The sequence below is a fragment of the Tsuneonella sp. HG249 genome (genome assembly GCF_053819205.1).
The window spans coordinates 1,713,952-1,728,895 of the sequence record NZ_JBSOQY010000001.1 but is presented as its reverse complement, the minus strand read 5'-3'; the positions used below and the strand labels follow the sequence as shown (position 1 = coordinate 1,728,895).

The 14,944-nt window shown below is 65.4% G+C and carries 17 protein-coding genes; 15 read left to right on the top strand and 2 right to left on the bottom strand.

What is annotated here, in order from left to right; genetic code table 11:
• Positions 1–35 precede the first annotated feature (35 nt).
• Positions 36–464 carry a hypothetical protein gene (locus ACWPM1_RS08730; protein ID WP_455694447.1) on the bottom strand — a complete coding sequence of 143 codons (429 nt, stop codon included), beginning with the start codon at positions 462–464 and terminating at the stop codon, positions 36–38.
• Between the two features lie 67 nt (positions 465–531).
• Positions 532–1,728 (bottom strand): thiolase family protein, encoded by a 1,197-nt coding sequence (locus ACWPM1_RS08725; protein WP_455694446.1) that lies wholly within the window; start codon positions 1,726–1,728, stop codon positions 532–534.
• 307 nt (positions 1,729–2,035) lie between these two features.
• On the opposite strand from ACWPM1_RS08725, the gene ACWPM1_RS08720 reads away from it, so the two are divergent.
• The 15 genes from ACWPM1_RS08720 (at position 2,036) to nuoI (ending at position 14,940) form a co-directional block, all read left to right on the top strand.
• Positions 2,036–3,466, top strand: coding sequence for a coniferyl aldehyde dehydrogenase (locus tag ACWPM1_RS08720; RefSeq protein ID WP_455694445.1), 1,431 nt, complete (start codon positions 2,036–2,038; stop codon positions 3,464–3,466).
• A complete protein-coding gene (locus ACWPM1_RS08715; protein ID WP_455694444.1) occupies positions 3,463–4,764 on the top strand; it encodes a hypothetical protein in 1,302 nt (433 codons plus the stop codon). The genes ACWPM1_RS08720 and ACWPM1_RS08715 overlap by 4 nt, the downstream gene beginning before the upstream one ends.
• 67 nt (positions 4,765–4,831) lie before the next feature.
• Entirely contained in the window at positions 4,832–5,206 is a 375-nt protein-coding gene (gene ndhC, locus ACWPM1_RS08710; protein ID WP_455694443.1) for an NADH-quinone oxidoreductase subunit A, read from the top strand.
• Positions 5,197–5,802: a NuoB/complex I 20 kDa subunit family protein gene (locus ACWPM1_RS08705; protein WP_455694442.1), complete on the top strand. Its 606-nt coding sequence runs from the start codon at positions 5,197–5,199 to the stop codon at positions 5,800–5,802. The genes ndhC and ACWPM1_RS08705 overlap by 10 nt, the downstream gene beginning before the upstream one ends.
• Before the next feature lie 2 nt (positions 5,803–5,804).
• Positions 5,805–6,725, top strand: coding sequence for an NADH-quinone oxidoreductase subunit C (locus tag ACWPM1_RS08700; protein ID WP_455694441.1), 921 nt, complete (start codon positions 5,805–5,807; stop codon positions 6,723–6,725).
• Complete coding sequence (locus tag ACWPM1_RS08695) at positions 6,722–7,258, top strand: hypothetical protein (RefSeq protein ID WP_455694440.1); 537 nt, start codon at positions 6,722–6,724, stop codon at positions 7,256–7,258. Before ACWPM1_RS08700 ends, ACWPM1_RS08695 begins: the two co-directional genes overlap by 4 nt.
• Positions 7,259–7,260: 2 nt before the next feature.
• Positions 7,261–8,466, top strand: coding sequence for an NADH-quinone oxidoreductase subunit D (locus ACWPM1_RS08690; protein ID WP_455695146.1), 1,206 nt, complete (start codon positions 7,261–7,263; stop codon positions 8,464–8,466).
• On the top strand, positions 8,463–8,645 hold the full coding sequence (locus tag ACWPM1_RS08685) for a hypothetical protein (protein ID WP_455694439.1): 183 nt from the start codon (positions 8,463–8,465) through the stop codon (positions 8,643–8,645). The genes ACWPM1_RS08690 and ACWPM1_RS08685 overlap by 4 nt, the downstream gene beginning before the upstream one ends.
• A complete protein-coding gene (locus ACWPM1_RS08680; protein ID WP_455694438.1) occupies positions 8,638–9,306 on the top strand; it encodes a complex I 24 kDa subunit family protein in 669 nt (222 codons plus the stop codon). The genes ACWPM1_RS08685 and ACWPM1_RS08680 overlap by 8 nt, the downstream gene beginning before the upstream one ends.
• Positions 9,306–9,446: a hypothetical protein gene (locus ACWPM1_RS08675; protein ID WP_455694437.1), complete on the top strand. Its 141-nt coding sequence runs from the start codon at positions 9,306–9,308 to the stop codon at positions 9,444–9,446. Before ACWPM1_RS08680 ends, ACWPM1_RS08675 begins: the two co-directional genes overlap by 1 nt.
• Positions 9,446–10,735, top strand: a complete 1,290-nt coding sequence (nuoF, locus tag ACWPM1_RS08670) for an NADH-quinone oxidoreductase subunit NuoF (RefSeq protein ID WP_455694436.1) — start codon at positions 9,446–9,448, stop codon at positions 10,733–10,735. Before ACWPM1_RS08675 ends, nuoF begins: the two co-directional genes overlap by 1 nt.
• Positions 10,732–11,421, top strand: a complete 690-nt coding sequence (locus ACWPM1_RS08665; protein ID WP_455694435.1) for a hypothetical protein — start codon at positions 10,732–10,734, stop codon at positions 11,419–11,421. Before nuoF ends, ACWPM1_RS08665 begins: the two co-directional genes overlap by 4 nt.
• On the top strand, positions 11,421–13,412 hold the full coding sequence (gene nuoG, locus ACWPM1_RS08660; RefSeq protein ID WP_455694434.1) for an NADH-quinone oxidoreductase subunit NuoG: 1,992 nt from the start codon (positions 11,421–11,423) through the stop codon (positions 13,410–13,412). Before ACWPM1_RS08665 ends, nuoG begins: the two co-directional genes overlap by 1 nt.
• Positions 13,409–14,458 (top strand): NADH-quinone oxidoreductase subunit NuoH, encoded by a 1,050-nt coding sequence (gene nuoH, locus ACWPM1_RS08655; protein ID WP_455694433.1) that lies wholly within the window; start codon positions 13,409–13,411, stop codon positions 14,456–14,458. Before nuoG ends, nuoH begins: the two co-directional genes overlap by 4 nt.
• Complete coding sequence (gene nuoI / locus ACWPM1_RS08650; protein WP_455694432.1) at positions 14,455–14,940, top strand: NADH-quinone oxidoreductase subunit NuoI; 486 nt, start codon at positions 14,455–14,457, stop codon at positions 14,938–14,940. Before nuoH ends, nuoI begins: the two co-directional genes overlap by 4 nt.
• Positions 14,941–14,944: the final 4 nt, after the last annotated feature.

The window sequence follows — 14,944 nt, the reverse complement described above, 5'->3', positions numbered from 1 at the left end:
GAGGCGGCCCGCTGAAGGCCGCCCCCTTCCTGGCTTCAGGTCGCGGCCGGGACCGGAGCTGTCGTCGTCGTTGCGGCGTCCGCATTGCGGGTCACCGTCACCGTAGTTTTTCCGTCGGGCGCAGTGGCGACTACGCTGCCATCGGCGGCCGGCGGCGCTACCGTCCAGCATTCCTCGGGATCGTCGCCTTCAGGGTCAAAGCAGTCCTTCCCGTCCTTGCGCGCGAACGTGCCCTTGATCTGCTTGCCGTCCTTGTCGGTGTCGACATACGTGCCGTCGGCGTTGATCACCGTCGTGCCTGTGGTGCCGTCGGCCATCTTGACGGTGTACGTACCGGTGGGATCGTCGCTCGCCGCCGCGGTGGTCGCCTCGGGAGCGGCGGTTTCGGCAGGCGCGGCTTCCTCGGCGCGCTCGCCGCAAGCGGCAAGAGTGGCGATAGCGGCCAGTGCAATCAGCTTCTTCATGGTAGTTCTCTCCCCTATTGAGGCAGCGGGAGATACGCCTGCTTGGGCTGCCTATCAATTCGCAAAATCAGGCGAGCTCGACCGCCACCGCCGTTGCTTCGCCGCCGCCGATGCACAGGCTCGCGACCCCACGCTTTAGGCCCTTCCGCTTGAGAGCGTTGAGCAGCGTCACCACGATGCGAGTGCCGCTGGCGCCGATCGGGTGGCCGAGCGCCGTAGCGCCGCCATTGACGTTCACCTTCTCGTGCGGGATGCCGAGGTCCTTCATTGCGAACATCGCGACGCAGGCGAATGCCTCGTTGACCTCGAACAGGTCGACATCGCCGACCGTCCAGCCGGCCTTGTCGAGGACCTTGGTGATCGCGCCAACCGGGGCGATGGTGAAGTCCTTGGGTTCCTGCGCATGCGCGGCCATCGCGACGATCCGGGCGACCGGGGCCAGGCCCTTCGCCGAGGCCACGCTTTCGCGCGCCAGCACCACGGCTGCGGCGCCGTCGCTGATCGAGCTGGAGGATGCGGCCGTAATGGTCCCATCCTTGGCGAACGCGGCACGTAACTGACGCAGCTTTTCGGGATTTCCCTTGGGCGGCTGCTCGTCGGTTTCGACCGAGACTTCGCCCTTTCGGCTGATCACGGTTACCGGGACGATCTCGTCGGCGAACGCACCCGACTGGATCGCTTCGTTCGCCCGGCGAAGCGATTCGACCGAGTAGTCGTCCATGTTATCACGGGTAAGCTGGTATTCGTTCGCGGTGTCCTGCGCGAACGTGCCCATCGCGCGGCCCGCTTCGTACGCGTCCTCGAGTCCGTCCAGGAACATGTGATCGTAAGCGGTGTCATGGCCGATCCGCGCGCCGCTGCGGTGCTTCTTCAGCAGGTAAGGAGCATTGGTCATGCTCTCCATGCCGCCGGCGACGGCCACGTCCATAGTGCCGCTCGCCAGTGCCTCGCTGGCCATGATGATCGTCTGCATGCCGCTGCCGCAGACCTTGTTGACGGTCGTGGCCTGCACAGATTTGGGCAGGCCCGCCTTGAGCGCGGCCTGGCGGGCAGGGGCTTGCCCTAGTCCCGCCGGAAGCACGCAGCCCATGTAGATACGCTCGATATCGGCACCCTCGACGCCCGCCCGTTCGACGGCGGCCTTGACCGCGGTGGCACCCAGGTCAGTGGCCGAAACGTCCGCAAGGACCCCCTGCATGCCGCCCATCGGGGTGCGCGCGTAGGACAGAATGACGACAGGATCGGCGGCGGAGAAGGCGGGCATGGCGGACCTTTCAGTTCTGGCTTGCAGTGAAGTCTAATGCTGCACTGCGGCATTGGCAATCGAGGCGCTGGCAAGTTCGTCTTGCGCGCGGCCAATGTAGGACTTGGCACACTTGGCACACTGTTCAGGGGAAGAAAACAGACCGCAGTCGATCCACCGGCAACTGAGGGTCACGGACAGGGCATCGGCAGACTTCATCGCTGCCGCGTCGCACGACCTCGGCCTTGTAGGAAAGCGTTTTCTCCGCGCTTGCCAAGCCCCCGCATTTCGCCGACCATCGGTGGCAAATCGAGACGGAGAAAGAAGAATGGCCGAGGACCGAAAGCCCGAACTGGGCGCCGTGTTAAAAAAGCAGCGCGACGCCTTCACCGCTGCGCGCCCTGAGCCGCTTTCGGTACGCCGTGACCGGGTCGAGCGGGCAATGGGACTGCTCAAGGAGAATGCCGACGAGCTGTGCCGGGCGATGAGCGCGGACTTCGGGAGCCGCTCGATCCAGCAGTCGATGATTACAGACATCGCGGGGACGATCGGCTTCGGGAAGTACTGCCTCAAGCGCATGGGCAAGTGGTCGAAGGCCGAGAAGCGCAAGCCGCAGTTTCCGCTCGGTCTCCTCGGCGCGAAGGCCGAGCTACGCTTCGAGCCGAAGGGCGTGATCGGCATCCTCAGCCCATGGAATTTCCCCGTGAACCTGAGCTTCGGCCCGCTGATGCAGGTGTTCGCGGCGGGTAACCGGGCGATGATCAAGCCGAGCGAATTCACCGAGCGCACGAGCGACCTGATGGCGGAACTGGTGGCCAAGCGCTTCTCGGACGATGAGTGCGCGGTGATCACCGGGGGCCCCGAGGTGGCGCACGCGTTCAGCGAGCTGCCGTTCGATCACCTCGTCTTCACCGGCTCGACCGCCACGGGGCGCAAGGTGATGGAGGCCGCGGCGAAGAACCTCGTGCCCGTTACCCTCGAGCTCGGCGGCAAGTCGCCGGTGTTCCTCGGTAAGGACGCCGATCTCAAGAAGGCGGGGGAGCGCATCGCGCTCGGCAAGATGATGAACGCTGGACAGATATGCCTCGCGCCCGACTATCTTTACGTCTCCGAGGAGGTCGAGGACGGAGCTGTCGCCGCCGTCGAACTGGCGGTGCACGAAATGTATCCGAAACTGCTCGACAACGACGACTATGCCAGCGTGGTCTCCGACCGTCACTTCGATCGCCTGAAGGGCCTTGTCGAGGACGCGCGCCAAAAGGGCGCCGAAGTGGTCGAGGTGAATCCTGGGGACGAGGACTTCGCTTCGTCGAACGCGCGCAAGATGCCGCTTACGATCTTGCGCAATGTCACCGATGACATGGCGGCGATGCAGGAGGAGATATTCGGCCCGGTCCTGCCGGTGAAGACCTACAAGGCGATCGACGAGGCGATCGATTATGTGAATGCGCACGACCGCCCGCTTGGGCTCTACTACTTCGGCGACGACAGCGGCGAGCGCGAGAAGGTGCTCAGCCGCACTATTTCCGGCGGCGTCACGGTCAACGACGTGGTGTTCCACGTGTCGATGGAAGACCTGCCGTTCGGCGGGGTCGGGCCATCCGGCATGGGCAGCTATCACGGAGTCGAGGGCTTCCGCGAGTTCAGCCACGCGCGCAGCGTCTACAGCCAGCCCAAAATCGACGTCGCGAAGCTTGGCGGGTTCAAGCCGCCGTATGGCGCGGCGACCGCCAAGGCGATCCGCGGCATGATGAAATGACGCGCATTTCCGGTGTGCTGCTGGCCGCTCTGCTGGTCGGCTGTGCCCCGTCCGAGCCTCCGCTGCCAACCGCTGCGCTGGTCGAGCCGGCCGGGGTGACGATGGGGACCTGGCGGAAGGTGGACGCCGCGACTAGTCGCTTGATCGATCTGGCCGCGCTGGAAGAGCTCGCAGGGCAATTTCCGGATAGCGGTGCGGTGCAGGTTCGCTACTTCAACGCGCTTCTTCGCGGTGGAGATGCGCCAACGGCTTACGCACTGCTCGACCGCATCCAGGCCCGTGGCTATCGCTTTTCCGAGAGCGCAGAAGCGCAGATCAACCAGTTTTTCGCGGCCAACGGCTATCCCAAGCCGATTTCTCTGGCGTTGCGTCCGGAAGACGTCCGCGAGGCGAGCACACTTGCCGCCACGGTTCCCGAAAACGTCCATATCGTCGAAGCGGCACTGCGGGAGCAGAAGTCAGGCCGCATATTCGTAACGGCCATCGCCTCTCGGGGACCGTTCCGCGAGGACGGTAAGGGAGGCTGGGAACGCATCCCGCTGTCGGTGAGCGGTAGCCACGCCGGCATCGTACAGGACCCCGAGGGAGCCCTCTGGTTCACCTCGGCAGCCTACGAGCCGACCGCCGAACCCGAGGCCGCCTTTCGCGGACTGGTGGGTTATGACCCGGTCGGCGGCGCTTCATGGCGCATCCCGGCGCCGGCCGACGCGACGCCGTCCGACATCGCTCTCGGCATGGGCGACACGTTGTTCGCCGCCGACCCGCTGAACGGGGCGATCTATCGCGGCCAGAAAGGCGACGGGAGCCTGCGTGAGTTCATCGCACCAGGAACATTTCGCTCCGCCCAGGGCATGGCGGCCAGTGCCGACGGGCGGTTCTTGTACGTCAGCGACTATGGCTATGGCTTGGCTTTGATCGACCTGCGCACCGGAGCCATCGATCGTCTGCCCGCGCCCAACTCGCCCTTCGTGGAGGGCACCGACGGACTCTGGCTGCATAATGGCGAACTGATCGCGATACAGAACGGCACGCGCCCGGCACGGATTGTGGCACACCGCTTGGCGCCCGATGGCCGTTCGATCGTCGACACGCGCGTGCTGGAAAGCGCACATCCCGCCTGGATTGAGCTCGGCTCGGGCAGCATCGACGGGGACAGCTTGCTTTATGTCGCCACCGGCCAGTGGGACCGCTTCGGCAAAGGCGGCGCGACCGTGGAAGGCAAGCCTCCCCTGCCGACCGAATTACGCGTGCTCCCGCTCGCGGAAAAGCCCGCTCCGCCGCCGAAAAAGCGCCGCTAGCGGCCTTGCGCGCGACAAGGCTGGGGCCTAGAGGCGCGCTCGAACTGCCAGCAATCGAGTCAGTCGCTTGGTCGACCTTTCGCAATACCTGCCAATTCTCATATTCCTCGGCATCGCGCTGGCGATATCGACGCTGTTCGTGTTCCTGCCCATGGGCGTCGCCCGCCTGACGGGCGCGCACAACCCGAACGCGGAGAAGCTGAGCGAATACGAGTGCGGGTTCCCCGCGTTCGAGGATCCGCGCGAGCCGTTCGACGTGCGGTTCTACCTCGTGGCGATCCTGTTCATCATCTTCGACCTCGAAGCCGCGTTCCTGTTCCCCTGGGCGGTCAGCCTCGACCTCACCGGCTGGCCCGGCTGGATCACCATGATGGTGTTCCTCGGCGAACTTGGCATCGGCCTCGCCTACGCCTGGAAGAAGGGAGCTCTCGAATGGGAGTAGATCGCCAGCCCGCGCTCAGCCACGAGCTGGCGAATCCCGGCGCCAGCACCGTGCGCGGCGACGCCCACAACTGGGCGTTGCATCCCGATGCGCGCCTGCCGGACGAAGGCTATGTCAACGCGCTGTCGGCGGAACTCGACAACAAGGGCTTCCTGGTCACTTCGACCGAGGACCTGTTCCATTGGGCGCGCACGGGGTCTCTGTGGTGGATGACCTTCGGGCTCGCCTGCTGCGCGGTGGAGATGATCCACGTCAACATGCCGCGCTATGATATGGAGCGGTTTGGCGTCGCCCCGCGCGCCTCCCCGCGCCAGTCGGACGTGATGATCGTGGCCGGCACTCTGTGCAACAAGATGGCTCCGGCACTGCGCAAGGTCTACGACCAGATGTCGGACCCCAAGTACGTCATCAGCATGGGAAGCTGCGCCAACGGCGGCGGTTACTACCACTACAGCTACAGCGTTGTGCGTGGGTGCGACCGGATTGTGCCGGTGGACATCTACGTGCCGGGCTGCCCGCCCACCGCCGAGGCGCTCCTGTATGGCGTGATGCAGCTCCAGCGGAAGATCCGCCGTTCGGGGACGATCGAGCGGTAGGCATGGCGACGGTTCTCCATCCGGCTCCGCGCTTCGCGTCGAACGAGGGCGTGATCGAGACGCTCGCCGGCGCGCTCGGCGACATGCTCCACGCGGCGCGTGAAGAACATGGCGAGGTCGTGCTGACAGTAGGGCGCGACGGCGTCGAGGACGCGCTGCGCCTGCTGCGCGACGAGCACGATTACCAGCAGTTGATGGAAATCGCCGGGGTCGACTTCCCCGACCGCGTCGAGCGGTTCGAAGTAGTCTACATGCTGCTGAGCTTGACCAAGAACCACCGGATCATGGTGAAGTGCACGGCGGCGGAGAACACGCCGGTGCCGACGGTGACGACGCTGTGGCCGGTAGCCGGATGGCTCGAGCGCGAAGTGTTCGACATGTATGGCGTGCTGTTCGCCGGCAACACCGACTTGCGCCGCATCCTCACCGACTACGGGTTCGAAGGGCATCCCTTCCGCAAGGACTTCCCGCTCACCGGGTACACCGAGCTGCGCTACTCCGAAGACGAAAAGCGCGTGGTGTACGAGCCGGTCGACCTGCCGCAGGACCTGCGCCAGTTCGATTTCATGAGTCCCTGGGAAGGCGCCGACTACGTGCTGCCGGGCGACGAAAAGGCCGCCGAGACGCCCGCCACCCCGCCGGTCGCCGAGCCCAAGGTGACCCCGAGGAAGGGTGTCAGCGGCGCCGGCGAACCGACCGACAGCAAGGCCAACGATAAAGTCGCACCCGGCACCACCGGCGGGACCGTCGCCGGCCAGGGCCAGGGCGACCCGGCGCCGGTCGAGACCGGCTCTCCGGCTCCCGGTGCGCCCGAACCGACCGAAAGCCGGCCTTCGCGCAAGCCGCGCGCCAAGAAGGCGGCTACGACCGCCGCCGTCGACGCCAAGGCCCGCCGCCCTCGCAAGCCGAAGGGCGAAGCATGAGAGGCGCCGTCGTCTTGAGCGCGCTGATGCTTGCCGCCTGCGGCCAGGGCGGCGAAGGGACCGGCGAGAGCGCCGAGGATTTCGCCGAGCGCGCTGGCGTCGGCGCGCCGTCGCAGGCGGCGGCGCCGCAAGTCGCCGAGATCAATGCGCAGCCTGTCGTCGCCCCCACCGGCGCAGCTCAGCTGACACCCCTTTCGGCAGATGCGCAGAGGGCATTGGGACCGTTCCAGGGCGGCTGCTCGTTCGCCTATCAGGGGCGTTCGCTGCTGGTCGTCCGCGGCCCTGCCACACCCGGCGGAAGCGCCGAAGGGGTGTTGGTGGTCGACGGGCAGCAAGTCCTCCTGCCCGGCACCCAGCAGCCGATCGAGTCCGGCCCCACGCTGACCGGCGCGGGATACACCGTAACCGTCATGCGCGCTGAAGGCAGCCCACAGACCATCGGCGGCCGCCGCGAGTACACCGCCGACCTCAAGATCGCCGGCCCGCAAGGCGATACCACCTTCTCGCCCGGCACGTGGAGTTGCACGTCGTGAGCATGCAGCTGGAACAGTCGCCGACCACCGGCGACGAGGTGATCACCAACTACACGATCAACTTCGGGCCCCAACACCCGGCGGCGCACGGCGTGCTGCGGATGGTGATGGAACTGGACGGCGAGATCATCGAACGGATCGATCCGCACGTCGGCCTGCTCCACCGCGGCACCGAGAAGCTGATCGAGCACAAGACCTATCTGCAGGCGCTGCCCTACTTCGACCGGCTCGATTACTGCAGCCCGCTGTGCATGGAGCACAGCTACGTCCTGGCGATCGAAAAGCTGCTCAACATCGAGGTGCCGATCCGCGCGCAGTACCTGCGGGTGATGATGGCCGAACTGACCCGCATCAAGAACCACATGCTCAACCTCGGCAGCCACGTGATGGACGTCGGCGCGATGACGCCGAACCTGTGGATGTTCGAGCTGCGCGAAGACTGCATGAACTTCTACGAGGCGGTCTCCGGCGCGCGGATGCACGCCGCGTGGTTCCGCCCTGGCGGTGTACGCGAGGAAATCCCGCTCAAGGTGCTGAACGACATCGGCGACTGGGTCGACGGCCGCCTGCCGCGGCTGTTCGAGGACGCGATCAGCCTCGTCGCCGACAACCGCATATTCAAGCAGCGCAACGTCGACATCGCGGTAGTGAGCAAGGCGGACGCGATCGCCTGGGGTTTTTCCGGCCCGATGATCCGCGCGGCCGGCATTCCGTGGGACCTGCGCAAGAGCCAGCCTTACGACGTCTATGACCGAATGGACTTCGAGATTCCGGTCGGCACCAATTCGGACTGCTACGACCGCTTCATGGTCCGCGTCGAGGAAGTCCGCCAGTCGGCGCGTATCATCAAGCAGTGCCTCGCCGAGATGCCGGAAGGGCCGATCGCCAGCCTCGACCGTAAAGTCGCGCCACCCAAGCGCGGCGAGATGAAGAGCTCGATGGAAGCGCTGATCCACCACTTCAAGCTCTACACCGAAGGCTTCCACGTGCCCGCCGGCGAAGTCTACGTCGCCACCGAAAGCCCCAAAGGCGAGTTCGGCGTGTACCTCGTCTCGGACGGGTCGAATAAGCCCTATCGCTGCAAGATCCGCCCGACGGCCTTCAGCCACCTTCAGGCGATGGACTTCATGGCCAAGGGCCACATGTTGCCCGACGCGACTGCCATCCTCGGCGCGATCGATGTGGTGTTCGGGGAGTGCGATCGATGAGCAAGACAGTCTACCCCATCTGGTTTTTCTTGGCAGTGGCCGGCGCGATCGCCGTGGCAGCGCTCGGTGCGGCTCAGCTGAAAGAGGGCGCTGGGGCCATCGTCGCTGCAAGCTGCTCTCTTCTCTGGGGAGCCTTCGTCGCCCGCGAAGGCGCCATGAGGCGCGCGCGCAATGGCTGATCGCGCCCCTGCACCCGACACGCCCGAGCTGCGCGAACGCTGGGGCTCCTTTGCCTGGACCGGCGACAATGCCGCCAAGGCGAAGGAGATCGTCGCCCGCTATCCTGAGGGGCGGCAGCGTTCGGCGGTGATGCCGCTGCTGTTCCTCGCGCAGTACCAGGTCGGCGCGGAGACCAGCACGCAAGGCTGGCTGCCGCTGCCGGTGATCGAGTTCGTCGCGCGTGAGCTGACCATGCCGGTGATCCGCGTGCTCGAGGTCGCGACCTTCTACACTATGTACAACATCGCGCCGGTAGGGCGTTTTCACGTTCAGGTCTGCGGAACCACGCCGTGCATGTTGCGCGGCTCGGACGACATTCTCGATGCTTGCTACAAGCGCGGCATGAAGAAGGGCCACACGACCGAGGACGGATTGTGGACCCTTACCGAGGTCGAATGCATGGGCAACTGCGCCAGCGCGCCGATGGTTCAGATCAACGACGCCAACTACGAGGACCTGACGCCCGAGCGCCTCAACGCCGTACTAGATGCGCTCGCCCGCGGCGAGACGCCGAAGGAAGGCACCCAGGACCCTGCGCGCCACACCGTCGAGCCGGTCGGCGCGCTTAGCTCGCTGACCGCAATGGTCGGCGAGAACCACGACTACCGGAGCGAATGGTGATGGACATCCTCACGATCGTCATCGCGCTCGTCCTCATCTTCATCGCCTGGAAGGTGGTGAAGGGCGTGATCAAGTTCGGGCTGATCGCGCTTATCGCCATCGCCGCGATCTACTTCCTGATGCAGGGAGGGATTGGCTGATGCTGCTCGACAAGGACCGCATCTTCACCAACCTCTACGGCTACCAGGACTGGGGCCTCAAGGCAGCGCAGGCGCGCGGCGATTGGGACGACACCAAGACCCTGATGCTGCGTGGGCAGGACGCGCTGATCCAGGAGATCAAGGATTCGGGCCTGCGCGGCCGAGGCGGGGCGGGCTTCCCCACGGGTATGAAGTGGTCGTTCATGCCCAAGGAGAGCAAGGACGGCCGGCCGAGCTTCCTCGTCATCAACGCCGACGAGTCCGAGCCCGGTAGTTGCAAGGACCGCGAGATCATCCGCCACGATCCGCACAAGCTGATCGAAGGCGCGCTGATCGCCGGCTTCGCGATGCGCGCGCGGGCGGCCTACATCTACATCCGCGGCGAGTTCATCCGCGAGGCCGAGACGCTCTTCAAGGCGGTCGCGGAGGCTTACGCGGCCGGCTTCCTCGGTAAGAACGCCGCCGGTTCGGGATACGACTTCGATGTCTTCGTCCACCGCGGTGCGGGCGCCTACATTTGCGGCGAAGAGACCGCGATGATCGAGAGCCTCGAAGGCAAGAAGGGTCAGCCGCGTCTCAAGCCGCCGTTCCCGGCCGGCGCGGGGCTCTATGGCTGCCCGACGACGGTCAACAATGTCGAGAGCATCGCGGTCGTGCCGACGATCCTGCGGCGCGGCGCTTCGTGGTTCGCAAGCTTCGGCCGCCCCAACAACGCCGGCACCAAGCTGTTCCAGATTTCCGGCCACGTCGAGCGGCCCTGCGTCGTCGAGGAGGCAATGAGCATCCCCTTCGGCGAGCTGATCCAGAAGCATTGCGGCGGCATTATCGGCGGGCGGGCCAATCTGCTGGCGGTAATCCCCGGCGGCTCGTCGGTCCCGCTGGTCCCGGCGGACCAGATCTGGGACTGCCCGATGGATTTCGATGGGCTGAAGGACGTCGGCAGTGGGCTCGGTACCGCGGCGGCGATCGTGATGGACAAGTCGACCGACATCGTCCGCGCAATCAGTCGCATCAGCTACTTCTACAAGCACGAGAGTTGCGGCCAGTGCACTCCGTGCCGCGAGGGCACCGGGTGGATGTGGCGGGTCATGGAGCGCCTGCGCACCGGCGACGCGCACGTCGAGGAGATCGACATGCTCCAGCAGGTCACCAAACAGGTCGAAGGCCACACCATCTGCGCGCTGGGCGACGCTGCGGCATGGCCGATCCAGGGTTTGATTAAGCACTTTCGGCCGGAGATTGAGCGGCGGATTTCTGAGGCTGGGAATATGGCAGAGGCGGCGGAATGAAGCTGACAACCCTCTTTGCCGCGAGCCTTGTCGCATGCGCCTCAGGGGCAGTCGCGCAGACGGCCAACGAGACGCCGATTGACAATCTGCCGGCGCGCGACGATGCGTCAGTCGAGAAAATGCTCGCGGATGCCGAGCGCGATCGCGCGGCGAACCGTGCGAACGACGACGTTTCCCGCCGCTCCCTCGAAGAATTGGCGGGCTGCCTCGTTCGTAAAAACTCCAGCGAAGCCGCGCGCGTCTTGGCGATGGATTTCACCACACCGACGTACAGTCGCGCGTTGCGCATGCTGAGCGAGGAAGACAGGTCGTGCGTCGAATTCCGCGGCGCCTTGAGGTCCGGCACTCTGCTGTTCGCAGGAGAGCTTGCCGAAGCGCTTGTCGAGCAACGCGGCGAATCCGTGGCGACCGCTCTCGCCAAGGCGGCGTCGACTCCGGCTACGACCGCGTTCTCGTTCACCGATCGCGTGGCGATCTGCGTAGTTCGTTCGGTGCCGGGTGACATCGCGAAGCTGTTCGCGACCGAGCGTAACTCGGCCGAGGAAACTGCCGCATTGAGCGCGCTCGCCACACCGATGGGCCTGTGCGCCCAGGCGGCCGAGGCGAGGAAGCCGCTGTCGATCAACCCGGCGGGTTTGCGCGCGATGCTCGCCACCGCTGCGTTCCGCTCGGTGAAGGATATCTGATGCCCAAAGTCACCGTCGACGGCGAACAGATCGAGGTCCCCGATGGCGCGACCGTGCTGCAGGCGTGCGAGCTTGCCGGCAAGGAGATCCCGCGGTTCTGCTATCACGAGCGGCTGAGCATCGCGGGCAATTGCCGGATGTGCCTGGTCGAGGTGAAGCCGGGCCCGCCCAAGCCGCAGGCGAGCTGCGCGCTGCCGGCCACCGAAGGGCAGGAAATTCGCACCGACAGCCAGATGGTCAAGCTGGCGCGGGAAGGGGTGATGGAGTTCCTCCTCATCAACCACCCGCTCGATTGCCCGATCTGCGACCAGGGCGGGGAATGCGACCTGCAAGACCAGTCGGTCGCCTACGGCCGCGGCGGCACGCGCTATTACGAGAACAAGCGCGCGGTCACCGAGAAGTACATGGGGCCGCTGATAAAGACGGTGATGACCCGCTGCATCCACTGTACGCGCTGCGTGCGTTTCTCCGAGGAAGTCGCGGGCGTGGACGAGATCGGCGCGCTCTATCGCGGCGAGTCGATGCAGATAACCACCTACCTCGAGCAGGCGGTGCAGCACGAGCTATCGGCGAACGTCATCGACCTTTGCCCGGTCGGCGCGCTGACCTCGCGGCCCTACGCCTTCGAGGCGCGGCCGTGGGAATTGAAGAAAACGCTGTCGATCGATGTGTCGGACGCGGTCGGGGCCAACATTCGCCTCGACAGCCGGGGCCGCGAAGTGCTCCGCGCGCTGCCGCGCATCAACGATGATGTCAACGAAGAGTGGCTGAGCGACAAGGGCCGCTACATGGTCGACGGCCTGACCCGCCGGCGTCTCGACAAGGTGTGGATCAGGAATTCGGGCAAGCTGCAAGACGGGAGCTGGGACGAGGCCTTCAAGGTCATCGCCAAGGCAAAGCCCGGCGCGAGCATTGCGGCGATCGCGGGTGACCTGGTCGATTGCGAGACCATGTTCGCGGCAAAGAAGCTGGTGAACGCGCTCGGCTCGAAGTTGCTCGAGGGCCGCCAGACCGGGATGAGCTACCCCGCCGCCAACCTCGCCGCGGTGGCGTTCAACTCGACCTTCGCGGGGATCGAAACCGCCGATGCAATCTTGATCGTCGGCAGCCATGTCCGCTGGGAAGCGCCGCTGGTCAACGTGCGCCTTCGCAAGGCGGCGAAGCGCGGCGCGAAGGTTTTCATCGTCGGGCCGGCATGGGACACCACTTACCCGGCCGAATTCCTCGGCGACGATGCGGCGGTGCTGCACAACCTGCCAGGCCATGTGAGTGAAGCGGTGGCAGCAGCACAGCGGCCCGCCGTGATCATGGGGGGCGCCGGGCTCGCGGCGGGGGCGCTCGACGCGATCCTCGGAATGGACTGGCAGCGCGACGGCTGGAACGGGCTCAATGTGTTGCACATGGCCGCCAGCCGAATGGGCGGCCTGATGCTGGGCTATGCACAGAAGGGCGGTATCGCCGACATAGCCAAGGCCGCGCCGAAGGTGGTGCTCGCGCTTGGCGCGGACGAAGTGGACTGGTCGCAGTTCGCGGGGTCGCTGAAGGTCTATATCGGCCACCACGGCGACAAAGGCGCCCATGCCGCCGATCTGATCCTTCCCGCCGCGGCCTACAGCGAGAAGGACGGGACCTACGTCAACACCGAGGGCCGGGTGCAATTCGCCGAGCGTGCCGTGTTTCCGCCGGGCGACGCGCGCGAGGACTGGACGATCCTGCGCGCGCTGGCCGATGCCTTGGGCGTCAGCGTCGGGTTCGATAGCTTCACGGATCTGCGCGCGGCCATGATCGCTGAAGTGCCCGCGCTGGGCGTCGAAGGCCTGGCGAGCTACGGCAAGCTGCCGAAAGCCGGCAAGGGCAAGGCCGGCGGACGGATTGCCTATCCGATCAAGGACTTCTACCTCACCAATCCGGTCGCCCGCGCCAGCGTGGTGATGCAGCGCTGCTCGGCCGAGCTTCTCCACGGTGAAGACTTGGCGGAGGCCGCGGAATGACCGAGACCTTCCAATCCTGGGGCATGACCTACGACTGGGCGTGGTTCGCCGCTACCATCGCGGGCATCCTGCTGATCGCGCTGCCGCTGATGCTGGCGGTGGCGATGATCATTTATGCCGACCGCAAGGTCTGGGCGGCGATGGCGCTGCGGCGGGGGCCTAACGTAGTCGGGCCGTTCGGGCTGCTGCAGAGCTTCGCCGACGGGCTCAAGGTGTTCCTGCAGGAAACCATCGTCCCTTCGGCGGCGAACAAGGGCCTGTTCCTGATCGCGCCGATCATCACCTTCACCGTCGCGCTGATGGCATGGGCGGTGATTCCGTTCAATTCAGGCGCGGTGCTGGCGGATATCAACGTCGGCCTGCTCTATGTGCTCGCGATCAGCTCGCTCGGGGTCTACGGGGTGATCATCGCCGGCTGGGCATCGAATTCGAAATACCCGTTTTTCAGCGCGATGCGTGCCGCGGCTCAGATGGTTTCTTACGAAGTGTCGATCGGCTTCATCCTGATCTGCGTGGTGCTCTACGCTGGGACCTTCAACCTGAACGACATAGTCGTCGCGCAGCGCGGGCATGGCTTCGGAATCGTCAACGGTTATTGGTTCAACCTGCTGCTGTTCCCCATGTGGGTCATGTTCCTGATCAGCGGCATGGCCGAAACCGGCCGCGCGCCGTTCGACCTGACCGAGGCGGAGAGCGAGCTCGTCGCCGGCTACCAGACCGAGTACAGCTCGATGAGCTTTGCGCTCTACTGGCTCGGCGAATACGCCAACGTCCTGCTGATGTGCACGCTCAACGCGGTGCTGTTCTTCGGCGGCTGGCTTCCGCCGCTCAATGTCGACTTTATCCCCTGGTTCGACATTCCCGGCTGGATATGGCTGTTCGCCAAGATCCTGTTTTTCTTCTTCATCTTCAGCTGGGTGAAGGCGACCGTGCCGCGCTACCGCTACGATCAGCTCATGCGGCTCGGGTGGAAGGTGTTTCTCCCCGTCTCGCTCCTTTTCGTCGTGCTCGTTTCGGGCTGGTTGATGCTCACGAGGTACGGATGACCGTCGCTCACTTCATCAAGTCGTTCACCCTGTGGGAGTTCGTGAAGGCGCATGCCCTCACGCTGAAGTACTTCTTCAAGCCGAAGGCGACGATCAACTACCCGTTCGAGAAGAACCCCCTCAGCCCGCGTTTCCGCGGCGAGCACGCGCTGCGGCGCTATCCAAACGGCGAAGAGCGCTGCATCGCCTGCAAGCTGTGCGAGGCAGTGTGCCCGGCGCAAGCGATCACCATCGAGAGCGAGCCGCGCGAGGACGGTAGCCGGCGTACGACCCGCTACGACCTCGACATGACGAAGTGCATCTTCTGTGGCTTCTGCCAGGAAGCTTGTCCGGTCGATGCCATCGTCGAGGGGCCGAACCTCGAATACGCGACCGAGACGCGCGAGGAACTGCTCTACGACAAGGCGAAACTGCTGGCCAACGGGGACAAGTGGGAGCGCGCGCTGGCCGCTAACCTTGAAGCCGATGCGCCCTACCGATAGGGGC